The organism is Ligilactobacillus pobuzihii E100301 = KCTC 13174 (assembly GCF_000349725.1).
Lineage (GTDB): Bacteria > Bacillota > Bacilli > Lactobacillales > Lactobacillaceae > Ligilactobacillus > Ligilactobacillus pobuzihii.
In genome coordinates this window covers 32864-47618 of sequence record NZ_APCP01000064.1, presented here as the reverse complement: position 1 = coordinate 47618, position 14755 = coordinate 32864, and the positions used below count along the sequence as shown (strand labels likewise).

14 protein-coding genes are annotated in these 14755 nt (G+C 37.6%); 11 read left to right on the top strand and 3 right to left on the bottom strand.

Annotation, left to right across the window (positions count from 1 at the left end):
• Positions 1 to 562: 562 nt before the first annotated feature.
• The 3 genes from LACPOB_RS0100715 to LACPOB_RS0100705 all read left to right on the top strand — a co-directional run bounded on the left by LACPOB_RS0100715 (position 563) and on the right by LACPOB_RS0100705 (position 4212).
• Positions 563 to 1417, top strand: coding sequence for a helix-turn-helix domain-containing protein (locus LACPOB_RS0100715; protein WP_017866932.1), 855 nt, complete (start codon positions 563 to 565; stop codon positions 1415 to 1417).
• Positions 1418 to 1736: 319 nt separating this feature from the next.
• Positions 1737 to 3146: a bifunctional UDP-N-acetylglucosamine diphosphorylase/glucosamine-1-phosphate N-acetyltransferase GlmU gene (gene glmU, locus LACPOB_RS0100710; protein WP_017866931.1), complete on the top strand. Its 1410-nt coding sequence runs from the start codon at positions 1737 to 1739 to the stop codon at positions 3144 to 3146.
• Between the two features lie 88 nt (positions 3147 to 3234).
• Positions 3235 to 4212: a ribose-phosphate diphosphokinase gene (locus LACPOB_RS0100705; RefSeq protein WP_017866930.1), complete on the top strand. Its 978-nt coding sequence runs from the start codon at positions 3235 to 3237 to the stop codon at positions 4210 to 4212.
• Positions 4213 to 4304: 92 nt separating this feature from the next.
• Here the strand turns inward: LACPOB_RS0100705 and LACPOB_RS0100700 are convergent, their stop codons facing one another.
• A complete protein-coding gene (locus LACPOB_RS0100700) occupies positions 4305 to 4532 on the bottom strand; it encodes a hypothetical protein (protein WP_017866929.1) in 228 nt (75 codons plus the stop codon).
• 91 nt (positions 4533 to 4623) lie between these two features.
• A complete protein-coding gene (locus LACPOB_RS0100695; RefSeq protein WP_017866928.1) occupies positions 4624 to 5595 on the bottom strand; it encodes a biotin--[acetyl-CoA-carboxylase] ligase in 972 nt (323 codons plus the stop codon).
• A gap of 157 nt (positions 5596 to 5752) precedes the next feature.
• Between LACPOB_RS0100695 and LACPOB_RS0100690 the strand changes: the two genes are divergently transcribed.
• From LACPOB_RS0100690 to LACPOB_RS11425, 3 genes are all read left to right on the top strand, one after another.
• A complete protein-coding gene (locus LACPOB_RS0100690) occupies positions 5753 to 6865 on the top strand; it encodes a YibE/F family protein (RefSeq protein ID WP_017866927.1) in 1113 nt (370 codons plus the stop codon).
• A complete protein-coding gene (locus LACPOB_RS0100685; RefSeq protein WP_017866926.1) occupies positions 6852 to 7610 on the top strand; it encodes a YibE/F family protein in 759 nt (252 codons plus the stop codon). The genes LACPOB_RS0100690 and LACPOB_RS0100685 overlap by 14 nt, the downstream gene beginning before the upstream one ends.
• 191 nt (positions 7611 to 7801) lie before the next feature.
• Entirely contained in the window at positions 7802 to 8167 is a 366-nt protein-coding gene (locus tag LACPOB_RS11425) for a DUF3899 domain-containing protein (protein ID WP_017866925.1), read from the top strand.
• A 50-nt stretch (positions 8168 to 8217) separates the two neighbouring features.
• Here LACPOB_RS11425 and LACPOB_RS0100675 read toward each other — a convergent pair whose 3' ends face one another.
• Positions 8218 to 9543, bottom strand: a complete 1326-nt coding sequence (locus LACPOB_RS0100675; RefSeq protein WP_017866924.1) for an HD domain-containing protein — start codon at positions 9541 to 9543, stop codon at positions 8218 to 8220.
• A gap of 329 nt (positions 9544 to 9872) precedes the next feature.
• On the opposite strand from LACPOB_RS0100675, the gene LACPOB_RS0100670 reads away from it, so the two are divergent.
• The 5 genes from LACPOB_RS0100670 to murA all read left to right on the top strand — a co-directional run bounded on the left by LACPOB_RS0100670 (position 9873) and on the right by murA (position 14752).
• Positions 9873 to 10316, top strand: a complete 444-nt coding sequence (locus LACPOB_RS0100670; protein ID WP_017866923.1) for a YwiB family protein — start codon at positions 9873 to 9875, stop codon at positions 10314 to 10316.
• Between the two features lie 44 nt (positions 10317 to 10360).
• Positions 10361 to 10948, top strand: a complete 588-nt coding sequence (rpoE, locus tag LACPOB_RS0100665) for a DNA-directed RNA polymerase subunit delta (protein ID WP_017866922.1) — start codon at positions 10361 to 10363, stop codon at positions 10946 to 10948.
• A 203-nt stretch (positions 10949 to 11151) separates the two neighbouring features.
• Complete coding sequence (gene pyrG, locus LACPOB_RS0100660; protein ID WP_017866921.1) at positions 11152 to 12747, top strand: CTP synthase; 1596 nt, start codon at positions 11152 to 11154, stop codon at positions 12745 to 12747.
• 322 nt (positions 12748 to 13069) lie between these two features.
• Positions 13070 to 13279: an LBP_cg2779 family protein gene (locus LACPOB_RS0100655; protein WP_017866920.1), complete on the top strand. Its 210-nt coding sequence runs from the start codon at positions 13070 to 13072 to the stop codon at positions 13277 to 13279.
• Positions 13280 to 13468: 189 nt separating this feature from the next.
• Complete coding sequence (murA, locus tag LACPOB_RS0100650) at positions 13469 to 14752, top strand: UDP-N-acetylglucosamine 1-carboxyvinyltransferase (RefSeq protein ID WP_017866919.1); 1284 nt, start codon at positions 13469 to 13471, stop codon at positions 14750 to 14752.
• Positions 14753 to 14755 lie beyond the last annotated feature (3 nt).

Sequence of the window (14755 nt, the reverse complement as noted above, 5' to 3'; positions counted from 1 at the left end):
GGTAGTGCGTAAAAAAGAAAAATACTAATATTTGTTACCACAAATAGGTAATATCAAGGGTTGCGGTCTGTTTTTGTGCTTTCAACCTTTAGTTTGATAAATAAAATTTCTATAAAATGGCTGAACTAACGAACTGTTGGTTCAGTTTTTTTAATATAATCACACAATGCAGTACTCATGACGTAGATATTGATATAAAAATGCACTTGTTTTGGTATGAAATATTAACATTAAATACATATGTAGTTGAGTATTATTAATTATTGAATTTTTTACTTGACATTTAAGAAATACTTAAAGAAAATGTAACGTATATATAAAACTAGTCTGTTGCGGTTTTATTTTGCTCTTAATTTTGTGAAAAGTTAAATTGTTATTTTATAAATCTTATTTTTTGCATTTTGTTAAAAAATTGTTTAAACTTTTTAAGTATAGATGTTACTTTGTTTGACAATTGGTTATGAACTACTTACTTTATAAAGTAGTAGCTTCAAATTTTAATTTACCGTTATGTTGAAATTAATAATTTAGAAAAATGTACCTATTAAGAGGGGAAATCATTATGATAGATGGCCAAAAAATTAAAGATACTCGAAAAAAATTAGGCATTTCACAGCAAGATCTAGCAAAAGGAATCACCACTCAGGGAACGATCAGTCTACTTGAAAGAAACTCTACTTCACCTAGAGGAGATATCTTAGCGAAAATTATTGCACGCTTAGGTTTGAAACTGGAAGACGTTGTAGTTGATAATGAGGTCTTGGCAGCCCAACGGTTCTTGGATCAAGCAGATAAATATAGTATGAATAACGAATATGATAAAGCGCTTGAAACACTTGGTAAGATCGATAAGCTCAGTGATAATGAACAGGAAGCACATTATTTGTTCTTAAAGACCAATGCTAAGATGTGGCAAACACGTGATTTTGAGGATGCTTTATTTGGCTTTAATCGAATTTTACAGATGCGTAATAAACAGGTCGACATATTTACAGTTTTAGCGACCTGTGAGTTAGGCGTGGTTTATTTGGAGCGAAAAGAAAACGATAAAGCTAGTTTTTACTTTGAACAAGTACCAGCTTTGCTAGAAAATATTAATTTGGATGATTATGTATTCTGGACACTCTTTATCTGGAAAAATTTGACATTGTATTATTACCGTATGATGGATTTTGACAAATGTGCTGAGATTTTAGAGCAGGCGGAAGAATTTTCAAATCGTCACTTTACTCCAGTGTTTATTGATTCTTTGTATTATACTAATGCCTTGGTCTTGCATGATAAGCATGGTGAATGGACTAAAGATGCCATTAAGTATTTGTTGAAGTCATGGGCATTTTCTACATTTACTGATAATAAAGAAAATATTAAAAAGACAAGTGAAATTTTAGTTGAGATCGGTTATTTACCTGAGTAGTCTAAGTAAATGAGACGATTAAATTTGAATTCTGTCTTAAATGAAGAGCTTCTGTGGTTTAACGCAACCACAGGAGTTTTTTTGTTAAAATGTTTAGGTCAGTCCCCGACCAGTTGCATATGGACAAAAACTAGTTTATTATTCAAAAGTAGGGTCAATAATGGGTCGCTATGGCCGTATGGTTAGGCTAGCGAATCTTTGCTTGAATTAGCAAGCTTTTTGCTGATAGACTCGTCGGGATCAAGAAACTGAAACTGGGATAATTTTAGCCAGTGAGGTAGCTTAATTCCTTATTTTATAAATAGAGGAGCAATATATAATGACTTCAAAATATGCTGTGATTTTGGCTGCTGGACAGGGTACACGGATGAAATCGAAATTATACAAGGTTTTACATCCGGTTTGTGGTAAGCCAATGGTTGACCATGTGTTAACACAAATTGAAAAAAATGATATGGACCAGATCGTAACTGTGATCGGACATGGGGCTGACATGGTTAAAGATACTTTAAAGGAACGAACAAATTATGTTGTTCAAGCACAACAACTAGGTACTGGACATGCTGTAATGCAGGCTGAAAGTTTATTGGGCGATAAAGATGGGATGACTTTGATCGCCTGTGGAGATACACCGTTATTTACGGCTGAGACTTTCTCTGAGTTATTTCAGTATCATCAATCAAAAGGTGCGGTGGCCACAGTTTTAACTGCACATACAGAAGCTCCTTTTGGCTATGGACGGATCATTCGGAATGATTTAGGAATAGTTGAACGGATCGTGGAACAAAAGGATGCTACAAAAGACGAAGCTGCTGTTAAAGAAATAAACACGGGTGTTTATTGTTTTAATAACCGTGAATTATTTGAAGCTTTGCATAAAATCAATAATGATAATGCACAAGGGGAATATTACTTAACCGATTTAATGGAAGTTTTCCAAAAAGAAGGCAAGGTCGTTGCAGCCTATCAGATGAAAGACTTTGAAGAATCAATGGGCGTTAACGATCGTGTTGCTTTAGCCAATGCTTCTAAGGTGATGCGTTTGCGGATCAACCACACACACATGAAAAATGGCGTTACGATCGTTGATCCAGAAAATACTTATATCGATTCCGATGTCGAAATTGGTTCTGATACAGTGATCGAGCCAGGTGTTAGTCTGAAAGGCAACACAAAGATCGGTTCAGAATGTGTGATCGGTTCTCATTCTGAAATTATTGATTCGTCTATTGGTGATCATGTTAATGTCACTTCTTCGTTGATCGAAGGTTCTGTAATGCATGATAATTCAGACATTGGACCATACAGTCATTTACGTCCGCAAGCAAATATCGGTCAGGGTGCTCACATTGGTAATTTTGTTGAAGTTAAAAAAGCTACTATCGGTGAAAATACTAAAGTTGGACACTTAACATACGTCGGTGATGCTACGCTTGGTCAAGAGATCAATGTCGGTTGTGGTACGGTATTCGTTAACTACGATGGTATCAATAAACATCACACTGACGTGGGTGATTACTCCTTTATCGGTAGCGGCAGTAATGTGGTAGCTCCCGTAAAGCTCGGTGACCATGCATATGTTGCCGCCGGTTCAACGATCACACAAGACGTTAAACCGCATGATATGGCTATTGCTCGTGGTAGACAAGTTAACAAAGATGGCTACTATGACAAATATCCAGTCGCCAAAGCTGCTCAAAAAACTGCAGATGCTAAAAAAAATAATTAATAGTTTGGACATGGAGACTTGCTTTTAACGTGGGAAATGAATTATCATTAATATGATAGAAGAATATTAAGGACTGATGGAGGCTGTTATGTCTGAACAATATAACGATTCAAAGCTAAAAATTTTTGCTTTGAACTCAAATAAACCTTTGGCACAAAAGATTGCCGACGCTGTTGGGGTACCACTTGGAAAAACGTCTGTTGATCGTTTTAGCGATGGAGAGATTCGGATCAATATTGATGAAAGTATTCGTGGCTGTGATATTTTTATCGTACAATCGACGTCTGCTCCCGTAAATGATAACTTAATGGAATTATTGATCATGATCGATGCTTTACGCCGTGCAAGTGCACATACGATCAATGCAGTGATCCCATATTATGGTTATGCTCGTCAAGACCGGAAGGCTCGTTCACGCGAACCGATCACAGCTAAATTGGTAGCGGATATGTTAGAAAAAGCAGGCTGTGACCGTGTGATCGCACTTGATCTGCATGCGGCCCAGATTCAGGGATTCTTTGATATCCCAGTTGATCATTTGATGGGAGCACCTTTGTTGGCTGATTACTTCATGACTAAGGGTGTTGATAAAGATGCTGTGGTCGTTTCACCCGACCATGGTGGTGTAACACGTGCCCGTAAACTGGCTGAGTTTTTGAAAGCGCCAATTGCGATCATTGATAAACGACGTCCTAAGGCAAATGTGGCTGAGATCATGAACATTATTGGTTCTGTAAAGGGTAAGAAATGTATTTTAGTTGATGATATGATCGATACTGCTGGTACGATCACTTTAGCAGCTCAAGCATTAATGGATGCTGGTGCAACTGAAGTGTACGCTTCAGCGACTCATCCAGTTTTGTCTGGCCCTGCGATCGAACGGATCGAAAAATCACCAATTAAGGAGTTAGTAGTTACTGATTCCATTAATTTGCCTAAGGAAAAACAAATTGATAAATTAGTTCAGATTTCAGTGGGGCCATTGATCGGGGATGCCATTGAACGGATCCACGAGAATAAACCAGTTAGTCCACTATTTAAAAATCGTTTCCACGCGAATAATTAAGTTCAGACTTATAGACAAAAAAACACAAGGCAGGTAAAATTGCCTTGTGTTTTTTTGTCCAAGTTTTTATTGACGGCCACAATAACTTTTTATTAGTCGTCGACTCTTTTAACAAGTGTGTATTCTGAATTTTCTGCTTGTTTTGATGATTGTGCGGCTTGCTCATCAAAAATGAGGTACGGTTGACCGTCTTTTTCACGGACGACTACGATAGGTTTCTTTGACTTAGTATGATAGATCTGGGCGGAGACATAAGCCTTGTTAAAGTCATAGTCACTGGAAATCGATTGGCCAGGGTTAAAGAATACATTTTCACTCATTGAAACCACCTCACAGTTTATTTTCTAACTCTATAGTCTTATTTTAGCATGCTTACCATAAGAGGCAAAGTAATTAGGAGTAGCTAGATCATTATGTTGTTGTTTTTCTGATCTTGGTGATTTCTCCAGAAGAAAAAACTTGTCCATTATCTAAAATTAGCTCACCACTATCGGTTATGTCACAGGCGATACCCGTGATAGTTTCATTTCCGCGAGTAATTGTGACTTGCTGGTCTAAAGTACTACAATATTTACGGTAATCAGCGATGAAATCGTAGCTGTTAAAATTAGGATATAATTTGAAAAATTCATTTAAAAAGGCTCCGATAAAAGCATTGCGGGACAGCCCTTTTTTTTGTACAACTTGACGTAAGGAACCTGCTCTTTGCCTGATTTCAGGTGCGTACGTTTGAGGGTCAGTTAAATAATCAATTCCTATGCCAACTACTATTTGTTTTAGATGGCCAGTTTCCATGTCGGTAATTCCTTCAGTCAAGATGCCACTGATTTTTTTATCATGCCATAAAACATCATTGACCCATTTGATACTTGGCTTGGCATCTAGTTTCTTTTCGATTGCACGGCACAAGGCAGTGGCAGTCGCAGTAGTTAACAGTCCCGCGTCAAAATATTCTTGCTGGTTTTGTAATAAGATACTTAAATAGATCCCAGTTTGTTGTGGTGACATAAAAGCTCGGCCGTAACGACCATATCCTTTGGTCTGTCGGTCACTAACTATGATTTGTGGTTCGCTGGTGGACGGAAGTGCCCCTAGTTCCTTAGCTCGAGTGTTAGTGGACGTGATACTGTCGTGTAATTCAAAGTGTAGGGGAACTTTGGTCGTTAAATTTCTGCGAATGAAAGTTTCTGATAACATTGGCGGGTCTAATAACAAATACCCTTTATGAGGTTTACTCTCAATTTTATAACCAACAGACTCTAAAGAGCGGATCGCTTTCCAAATTGCCGTTCGTGAAAGTTCGAGCTGGTCTGCTATTTGTTGTCCTGAAAGATGGTTCGTATTTTTTTCTAATAATTTTAAGACACTATCAATGGTTTTCATAATTATTTTCAGTCCTTTTTTGTCGAAAATATCGTTAACTAGATATTACTTTTTTGTTTACTTTTTGGCAAATAAAAGAAAAGTAAAATCAGAGATGCTAACCTTTAAGTTAGTGGACAATCATGCTAAGGTTAACTAATTGAAAGGAATTGATCAAATGTTGGCCAAAAACAAAAAGAGTCTGATCATTTTTATCATTTTGTCGTTGATCGGTGCGGCAATTTATTTATTTACATTAAGTGATTCTTTTATGTATCAACGTGATATCGGTAAAATCACGCATGTTTCAGAGGGTAGTTCGCAACGTACGGAAGATGAGTTTAAAAACGTTGATCACCAACATGAACAAAAAATAACCATGATCATGCTAAACGGTAAGCAGAAGGGTAAAAAAATACATACACATAACTCTTGGTCGAATTCGGGAGCTTTTGATCAAAAATTCCACTCTGGGCAGCAGGTTTTTGTTGATCTGCAAAAACAAAACGGAAGAACAACGGCTGAGATCTCCGATTATAAACGTGATACTTATTTATTGATGCTAGGCTGGGTGGTTATTTCTTTATTGATTTTGACGATGGAATTTAAGGGGCTGAAAACTTTGTTCAGCGTTGTCTTAAATTTTGTAGTGTTTTTGCTGTTTATAGAACTAGATGTCAAATTGAACCTGACTAATTTTTTCTGGCTCTTTGTGCTAAGTGCCTTTATATTTACTGCCTTGTCGCTATTGATCGTGATCGGTTGGAACAAACAGTGCGCAGTAACATTTGCTTCGATCGTCATAGGGACCACAGGTGCTTTAATGATCGGAGTATTGGTGTTGAATTATACAGGTAATGACTTACACTATGAGGCTTTAGATTTTGCGACCCAGTCACCTAAACAATTATTTTTGTCAGCGACTGTGATCGGATTATTAGGGGCTGTGATGGATGCAGCGACAGACATTGTTTCGACTGTTTTTGAAATCAAACGAAGTCATCCACAAATTGACCAAAAACAATTATTCGGTTCTGGAATCGAAGTAGGGCGGGCAATTTTAGGACCGCTGATCAATGTTTTGTTATTGATTTTTTTTGCTGAAACATTTGCGATGGGTGTTTTGTTTTTTAGGACCGGAAATAGTATTGGTTATACATTTGAATGGACGATGTCGTTGGGCATAGTTCAGTCATTGATCAGTGGCATCGGGATCACGTTGGTGATTCCAGCTGCCAGTGCTTTTGCGGCGTGGGCATTTAGAAAGGAAGGTCAAGTTGAAAACAATTAGTATTTTAACAGTGATCCTTGCTTTTTTGATGGTGTTAGTTGGTGGTAAGCAAGGTTTTTCTGCATTTTTTTCAGTTTTAATAAATTTTTTACTGCTATTTCTAAATATTATGCTGATTTCTTCAGGCTTCCCTCCATTATGGACTTCTTTATTTAGTGGTATTTGTATCTTGGCAATTACTATTTACATGGGAAATTCTGATGAAAAATCGTCTAACGTCGCCTTTTTAGCAACACTAGCTGTTATGGTAGTTATGTTATTGTTGATCGTGCCACTTGACCACTTAGTACAGGTCAAAGGTTTTGCGAATGAACAATCAGAAGAAATTGAAGCTTTCAATTTATTAGTGGGCGTTGACTTTGAAAAAATTGCGATATCAACGACTATATTGAGTACTTTGGGCGCAATCGCAGAAGCGGCGATTGCTATTGCTAGTGGTTTGAATGAGGTGATCGAACAAGACCCTCAGATCACGCCGTTGAAGTTGCGGAAAAGTGGTCAAAATATTGGTTCTCAGATCATGGGCATGACTTTTAATACGCTTTTCTTTGGAATGTTCGGCGGAGATCTAGCTTTATTTATTTTATTAAATAAATTGCATAATAGTTTTGGCTATTATCTTAATTCTAAAATATTTGTTAGTGAGTGTATGTTGGTTTTATATTCCGCAATTGCGGTTATTTTAGTTATCATAGTAACGACCTGGTTGATGAGCCGAAAGGTTAGACCACAACGATCTGCCTAAGGTACTGGCAAGTGGGATAGTGGTATTTTTGTAGGAATTGTTTAAAAATGCAGTAAATAGCGTATCTAAGTAATTTTTTCTTTTTGGACAGAGAAAAAAAGTGTTTCATGATATAATTTTTAACAGAAGGTTTAAGTAAAACTTTGTATTTTTGAGATAGTTAATTAAAAAACGTGGTGTAAATAAAATAAATGACAAATTTTAAAAGCAAGCTCATGTACAAATTAGATATGATCACAGTGATAGTTACTGTAGTACTAGCAGTAATTGGGTATTTTATGAAAAAGCTTCTGATAGTATCGGATATTTTTTTTATGATCGGTTTGATCCTTTTATGTTTAGCGATCGCTGATATTTTATTACACGCGAGTTTAATGTCAGGATGGTTTCAACATCAACGCAAAGGTGAAACTAACGAAGAATACCAAGAAAGAAAAATTGATGTTCATGAAGTCGCTGATCGTAAAAACCGTCCGGTTCATTTTGATCGTTTTTCAGTCAATAGTTTGGTGATCTCTATCTGGTTGATCATCTGTGCAGTTTTAGTCACGGGTTAGTAGATAAACTAAAATAGCAACTCAGGGACTTTTTTCCCTGGGTTGCTATTTTAATTTGGTGCGACCACTTGGTCATTATGAATGTAACGATTGAAATCAGTATAGACCGGTGAAAAAAGATCGTTTTGTTTATCGCTGGCCAGCATTTCACGTGGAAAGAATAAACGTTCATCGCCAGAAACTTTACCAGTGATCGATTTAACTAAGGGGCTGATAGCCGATAACTCTACTAAGCTCTGATCTTTTTGCATTAATTCGATCTGGGTTCGTGGTTTTTGTGAATTTGGATCATATGCGTCATAAGGTAGGTCATAACTGTCGTTAGTATCCATATAATATTCAGACAAATAGCCAGCCTGTGTAACTAAATCCTGTAAGGTCGGTACAAATTTCTTAGTTTCAGGTGCCAGCCGGACAGATTTTAATGGGTGGCGGTCTAAGAACCGGGAAGCGAGGTCACTTAATACTTCATCGCTTGAGCTACGCCAGACTGTAAAACAAGTATTAAGAACACCATCATCTAGGTTTATATAATCATTAAGAGTGTAATTACCAGTCAAGAAAGGAACTAAGAGGTCGGTAGCTCCGTTTAACTGTAACTCATTTTTGGTATATAGGTATTTAGCTCGCTTTAACAAATGGCTTAAGATCACTTCCATCGAACGTGAAACTGGGTGGAAATAAACTTGCTGGTACATTTGGAAACGGCTGACAATATAATCTTCAACCGCATGCATCCCTGAAATATCAAAAGTGATCCCTTCTTTATAAGGACGCATGACCCGTAAGATTCGTGTTAGATCAAAGTTACCATAATTAGTTCCCGTAAAGTAAGAATCACGCAGTAAGTAATCCATACGGTCGGCATCGATCTGACTGGAGATCATTTGGACGACTTGTGGATTAGGATAAGTTTTTTGTATGACACTCGCTACTTTTTGTGGAAAGCTGGGACTCACTTTTTGCAAGACATGATTGACCTCAGTTTCTGGTGAAGTAATGATATCAGTTGTCATTTGTTCATGGTCAGTTTGAAAAATGTGTTCAAAGGTGTGTGAGTACGGACCGTGTCCTAAGTCATGTAACAAAGCTGCACACAAGGCGACGATTCGTTCGTCGTCATTCCACAGACCATCATGCGCATCTTTAGTTGGGTAATTTCTAGCAAATAAGTCACAGATCTGTCTAGTGATCTCATAAACGCCGACTGAGTGAGAAAAGCGCGAATGTTCAGCACCATGGAAAGTATAGCTAGTTGTTCCAAGTTGCTTGATCCGGCGTAAACGTTGAAATTCTTTAGCATTGATCAAATCCAAGATCACTTGGTGTTGGATATAAATATGGTTGTGGATCGGATCGCGGAGGACTTTCTCCATGGGTAATTTTTGTATGTTGTAATATGTGATGTCTAAGAACCCCCAGTCCTTGTAAACAAGCTAATAATAACCCCATTTTGTCACAAAAATGAAGAATAAAATCTAACAGAGCCTCACTTGTCTATTTATTCAATAATTTTTACTTTAATTATAACATAACTAAGTTGAAAGGCTTTTGTGCTCGTAATAAAAAATATATAATGTTTATGAAAGTTAAATTTCTTTAGGAAGGGCGCTTGAATTTGTTGCGAGAATTGATAATTTAGATCAGTTATTGTGAATTTAAATCAAGTCGTGATATAGATGCAAGAATAATCAGATAGAAAGGGTTGATCAAGACGACAACGCAAAAAACTAACGTAATGATCCATTTGGAAACACAAAGTATTCAAGAAGGCGAAGTTAATAATTTAGTGCAAGATGTTCCAGGACAATTTTTTAACATGGGACGTACGATTTATTTGAGATTTCAAGAAAAATTAAGTGGCCAAGATGCAGCGATGGTCACCTTTAAAATTAATGGTAACGGGGAAGTCCAACTCACGCGACAGGCAGGTCAAATGCGTTCACGGATGTTTTTTATCGCTAATCGGAAAATAGAAGCACGTTATCAAACGCCTTATGGTATGTTACCGTTAGAGACTGTAACTCCTAAAATGAGTGTCAGCGTATCTGAACATCCGGATAGTGGTCAAATTTCGATCGATTATGAGTTACTTTCAAACGGACGAAAATTAGGACAATATAAAATTAGATTGCATTTTACGGCTTAGTGCGGTAACATGAAGGATAAACTGTGGAAAGGACGTGTACCGGTTTGGAGCTAGAAAGATTCAAAGGTGCGAATAAAACAGAATTATCAATGATCGAAGTTGCACGGGCCATTTTAAACCAAAAAGGCGATGTAATGGGCTTTGCAGATTTGACAAATGAAATTCAACAATTTCTTGGAAAAAGCGATGAAGAGATCCGTGGTCGTTTACCACAATTTTATACGGATTTAAACATTGACGGTAGTTTCATTTCATTAGGAGATAATCTGTGGGGCTTACGTTCGTGGTATCCGTATGAATCGATCGATGAAGCACTTGTTCATTCTGACGATGAAGAGGATGAAGAACGTCCAAAACGTAAAAATCGTAAAAAGGTCAATGCCTTTCTCGACGATCAAACTGACGACGATGATGTGATCGATTATGATGACGATGATCCTGAAGATCAGGACTTTGATGCAGATGAAGACGCTGAAGATGATGAAGAATCTGCAGAACTAAAAGAATACGGTAAAGATTTAAGCGACATCGATGATTCAACTGATGACGAAGATTCTGATGAATTACCTGACGGGATCGAAGGGCAGCTTTCTGAGCTTAACGAGGATGAAGACGATGATGACGAAGAATAATTTGGACTAGTTTTTTTGGTTCAGCGAAAATTATCCTTGACGTAGCGGAAATTATTCTGTATTATACTTTCTGGGCGCTTCAGTTATAAGCTGAAGTCAAATGAACGGTAAAGATAAGCTCTCTATTCATAAAATGGATAGGGAGCTTATTTCTTTTTTAAATTTCCCCATTAAATTTTCAACGAAGAGGAGAGGCATTTGTAATGACCAAATATATTTTTGTAACTGGTGGAGTTGTATCATCCTTAGGAAAGGGTATTGTAGCTGCTTCTTTAGGGCGTTTGTTGAAGAACCGTGGTTTGAAAATAACGATTCAGAAATTTGATCCATATATCAACGTAGACCCAGGTACAATGAGTCCTTACCAACATGGTGAAGTTTTTGTAACGGATGATGGTACAGAAACTGATTTAGATCTTGGACACTACGAACGCTTTATTGATATTCGTTTGAACAAGTATTCAAACGTAACGACTGGTAAAATTTATTCCGAAGTTATTAAAAAAGAACGGCGGGGAGATTACTTAGGTGGAACAGTGCAAGTTATCCCACATATCACTAACATGATCAAGGAAAAAATCATGCGTGCCGGAACATCATCTGATGCAGATGTGGTAATTACTGAAGTTGGTGGGACTGTTGGTGATATTGAATCCTTGCCATTTTTAGAAGCTTTGCGCCAGATGCGCTCTGATGTCGGTCCTGACAATGTTGTCTATATTCACACGACTTTAGTTCCTTATCTTGGTGCTGCAGGCGAAATGAAGACGAAACCGACTCAACACAGTGTTAAGGAATTACGCGGCTTAGGTATTCAGCCTAATATTCTGGTATTACGGACTGAAAAGCCAATTTCTCAAGAAATGCGCAATAAAATTTCTAACTTCTGTGACGTTGAACCAGAAGCAGTGATCGAATCGTTGGATGTACCTACTTTGTACCAGATCCCAATGAACTTAAAAGCCCAGCACATGGATGATATCGTCTGTGAAAAATTGCAATTAGATACACCACAAGCTGATATGACAAAATGGCAAAGTTTGCTTGATAAAATTGAAGATTTGTCGGGTGAGGTAAAAATTGCCTTAGTTGGTAAGTATACTTCGCTTCCTGATGCTTACATCTCAGTTAATGAAGCTTTGAAACATGCTGGCTATAAAATTGGTAAGAATGTAAAAATTGATTACTTTGATGCCGAAAATCTTGATAAGAATAATGTTGCAGATAAGTTTGCAAGTTATGATGGTATCATTGTTCCAGGCGGATTTGGTGATCGTGGTTTGGAAGGCATGATCCAATCGATCAGATATGCTCGGGAAAATAATGTGCCTTTCTTAGGTATTTGCTTAGGGATGCAGTTAGCATGTATCGAATATGCGCGTGATGTTGCTGGTTTAGAGGACAGTAATTCAGCTGAAGTTGATCCACATTGCAAAAACAACATTATTGATTTAATGGCCGACCAGGAAAACCTTGAAGAAATGGGAGGAACACAACGTTTAGGCCTGTATCCATGTAAATTACGCAAAGGTACAAGGGCTTTTGTGGCCTATGACGGTCAAGATGTTATCCAGGAACGTCATCGTCATCGTTATGAGTTCAATAATGCATACCGGCAAATATTGGCTGATAATGGTTTGACCTTTGCTGGGACATCACCTGATAATCATTTGGTCGAAGTAGTTGAATTAACTGACCATAAATTCTTTGTCGCATCACAGTATCATCCCGAATTTTTGTCACGCCCACAACGACCAGAAGGCTTATTTGCAGAATTTGTTAAAGCAAGTGCACAATAATTTTTAATATTTAAAGTGAGACAAAAAATGTTGTGAAGCCGGTTTGTAACGGTGATTGAATTATTTTGGGTCGTAGCAAAGCGAAGGACCAGAATAATTCAATCGTTGTTACAGTAAAGCTTCAATTTTTTGGAACACGTTTAAGGGCCGTCGATTCAACTCATTTAATTTGGGATAGATCGATGGCCCTTTTAGAATCACACAGCTAGTTATGTCCCAACCCCATTTATTTGACCCAAAATTAGTTAAATTTGAGTGAGATCAAGTATTTATGATATGCTGGAATTAACGGAAGATCAGTTGATCAGGAAGGATGATTAAAATGCAAAAATCTGAAGGATTCGATAACATTGCTTTGAAAATTATTGATTATCAGGGAAAGCATCATATGAGTGATGCTCAGTTTGCTTTGGCAAGTCATTTTACCGTTGAGAAGATCCATGGGTTTAAATCAATGACTGGTAATTCACCGACCCCAGAAGAAGAAAAAGAGTTGCTAAAGTTTATAGGATCTAATTCTATTCATTCTTAATAGAAAAACGTATTTTTTTACAAAATTTAGTATAACTTCTTAAAATCAATTGAAACAATTATTGGTATCTTGTATTATGAAATAAGGCACTTTTTGTGTCTCTGTACGCTGAAGCTATTAAGTGAATAAGCGTGCTTTTTGATGATATAAGACTAATAATTGTTTTTATTTTGGTGAGGACTTGTAATAATGAAAAAAATGCTTGTAAAGGGTGGACAGAAAATGTCTGGTGAGGTCACGATCGGCGGTGCAAAAAATAGTACGGTTGCGTTGATCCCAGCTGCTATTTTAGCTGATACACCAGTAACTTTTGATTCTGTTCCAGATATCTTAGATGTTCATAATTTAATGTTGATTTTGAAGTCGATGAATGTGGATTCACATTTTAGGCATGGTATTTTGAAAATCGACCCTACTCAGATTCGACCTAATCCGCTTCCAGGCGATGTTATTCGTAGTTTACGTGCATCGTATTATTTCATGGGTGCTTTATTGGGGAAATTTGGTCATGCCGCTGTCGGTTTCCCTGGTGGAGATAATATTGGTCCACGCCCGATAGATCAGCATATCAAGGGCTTTGAGGCTTTAGGAGCTCGTGTTAAAAAGAAAAAAAATTCTGTTGAGATCACAACCGGCCCAGATGGTCTGCATGGAGCACGGATTTTTTTTGACTTAGTTTCAGTTGGGGCTACGATCAACGTTTTATTGGCTGCTGTAAAAGCAAAAGGGATAACTGTCATGGAAAACGTTGCGCGTGAGCCAGAAATTATTGATCTAGCGACTTTTTTGAATAATATGGGTGCCCATATTCGTGGTGCGGGGACTAATGAGATCAGAGTTGAAGGTGTTGATCATTTAGAAGCTCGCAATACGCATACTATTATTCCTGACCGCATTGAAGCTGGGACCTACATTGCCTTTGCTGCTGCGGTGGGTGAAGGTGTTTTGGTAAAAAACGTGATCACAGAACATTTGGATCCTTTTTTGGCGAAATTACGTGAAATGGGTGTTACTTTGGAAATCGATGAGGACAGTGTTTATATCCCAGGTAATGACCAACTGGCACCGATCTCGATCAAAACAGCACCATTTCCTGGTTTTGCGACAGATCTGCAACAGCCGGTCACGCCTTTATTGATGAAAGCTCGGGGAAAATCGACGATCATTGATACTCTTTATCCTAAACGTATTAAGCATATTGGCGAAATGAACCGTATGGGTGGTAATATTAAAAGCGAAAATGGTGTGATCACCGTTGGTCCTGCTGACAAATTAGCAGGTACAACTGTCGAAGCCGATGAGATCCGCGCAGGTGTTTCTTTGGTCGGACTAGCCATGATGTCTGAAGGTCTAACTACAATCTTGAAAGCCGATAATGTTTTACGTGGATATGATCGAATCGTGGAAAAATTTCACGGTTTACATGTAGAACTGAAAGTTGTCACTACATCTGATCAATTAGAAACGAAATAAAGG

Bases quoted from the DNA above. Each gene is read 5' to 3' on its own strand.
- murA (WP_017866919.1), top strand. From the start codon at position 13,469: ATGAAAAAAATGCTTGTAAAGGGTGGACAGAAAATGTCTGGTGAGGTC.
- LACPOB_RS0100700 (WP_017866929.1), bottom strand. From the start codon at position 4,532: ATGAGTGAAAATGTATTCTTTAACCCTGGCCAATCGATTTCCAGTGAC.
- pyrG (WP_017866921.1), top strand. From the start codon at position 11,152: ATGACCAAATATATTTTTGTAACTGGTGGAGTTGTATCATCCTTAGGA.
- LACPOB_RS0100675 (WP_017866924.1), bottom strand. From the start codon at position 9,543: ATGGAGAAAGTCCTCCGCGATCCGATCCACAACCATATTTATATCCAA.
- LACPOB_RS0100705 (WP_017866930.1), top strand. From the start codon at position 3,235: ATGTCTGAACAATATAACGATTCAAAGCTAAAAATTTTTGCTTTGAAC.
- LACPOB_RS11425 (WP_017866925.1), top strand. From the start codon at position 7,802: ATGACAAATTTTAAAAGCAAGCTCATGTACAAATTAGATATGATCACA.
- LACPOB_RS0100690 (WP_017866927.1), top strand. From the start codon at position 5,753: ATGTTGGCCAAAAACAAAAAGAGTCTGATCATTTTTATCATTTTGTCG.
- LACPOB_RS0100695 (WP_017866928.1), bottom strand. From the start codon at position 5,595: ATGAAAACCATTGATAGTGTCTTAAAATTATTAGAAAAAAATACGAAC.
- LACPOB_RS0100715 (WP_017866932.1), top strand. From the start codon at position 563: ATGATAGATGGCCAAAAAATTAAAGATACTCGAAAAAAATTAGGCATT.
- glmU (WP_017866931.1), top strand. From the start codon at position 1,737: ATGACTTCAAAATATGCTGTGATTTTGGCTGCTGGACAGGGTACACGG.
- LACPOB_RS0100655 (WP_017866920.1), top strand. From the start codon at position 13,070: ATGCAAAAATCTGAAGGATTCGATAACATTGCTTTGAAAATTATTGAT.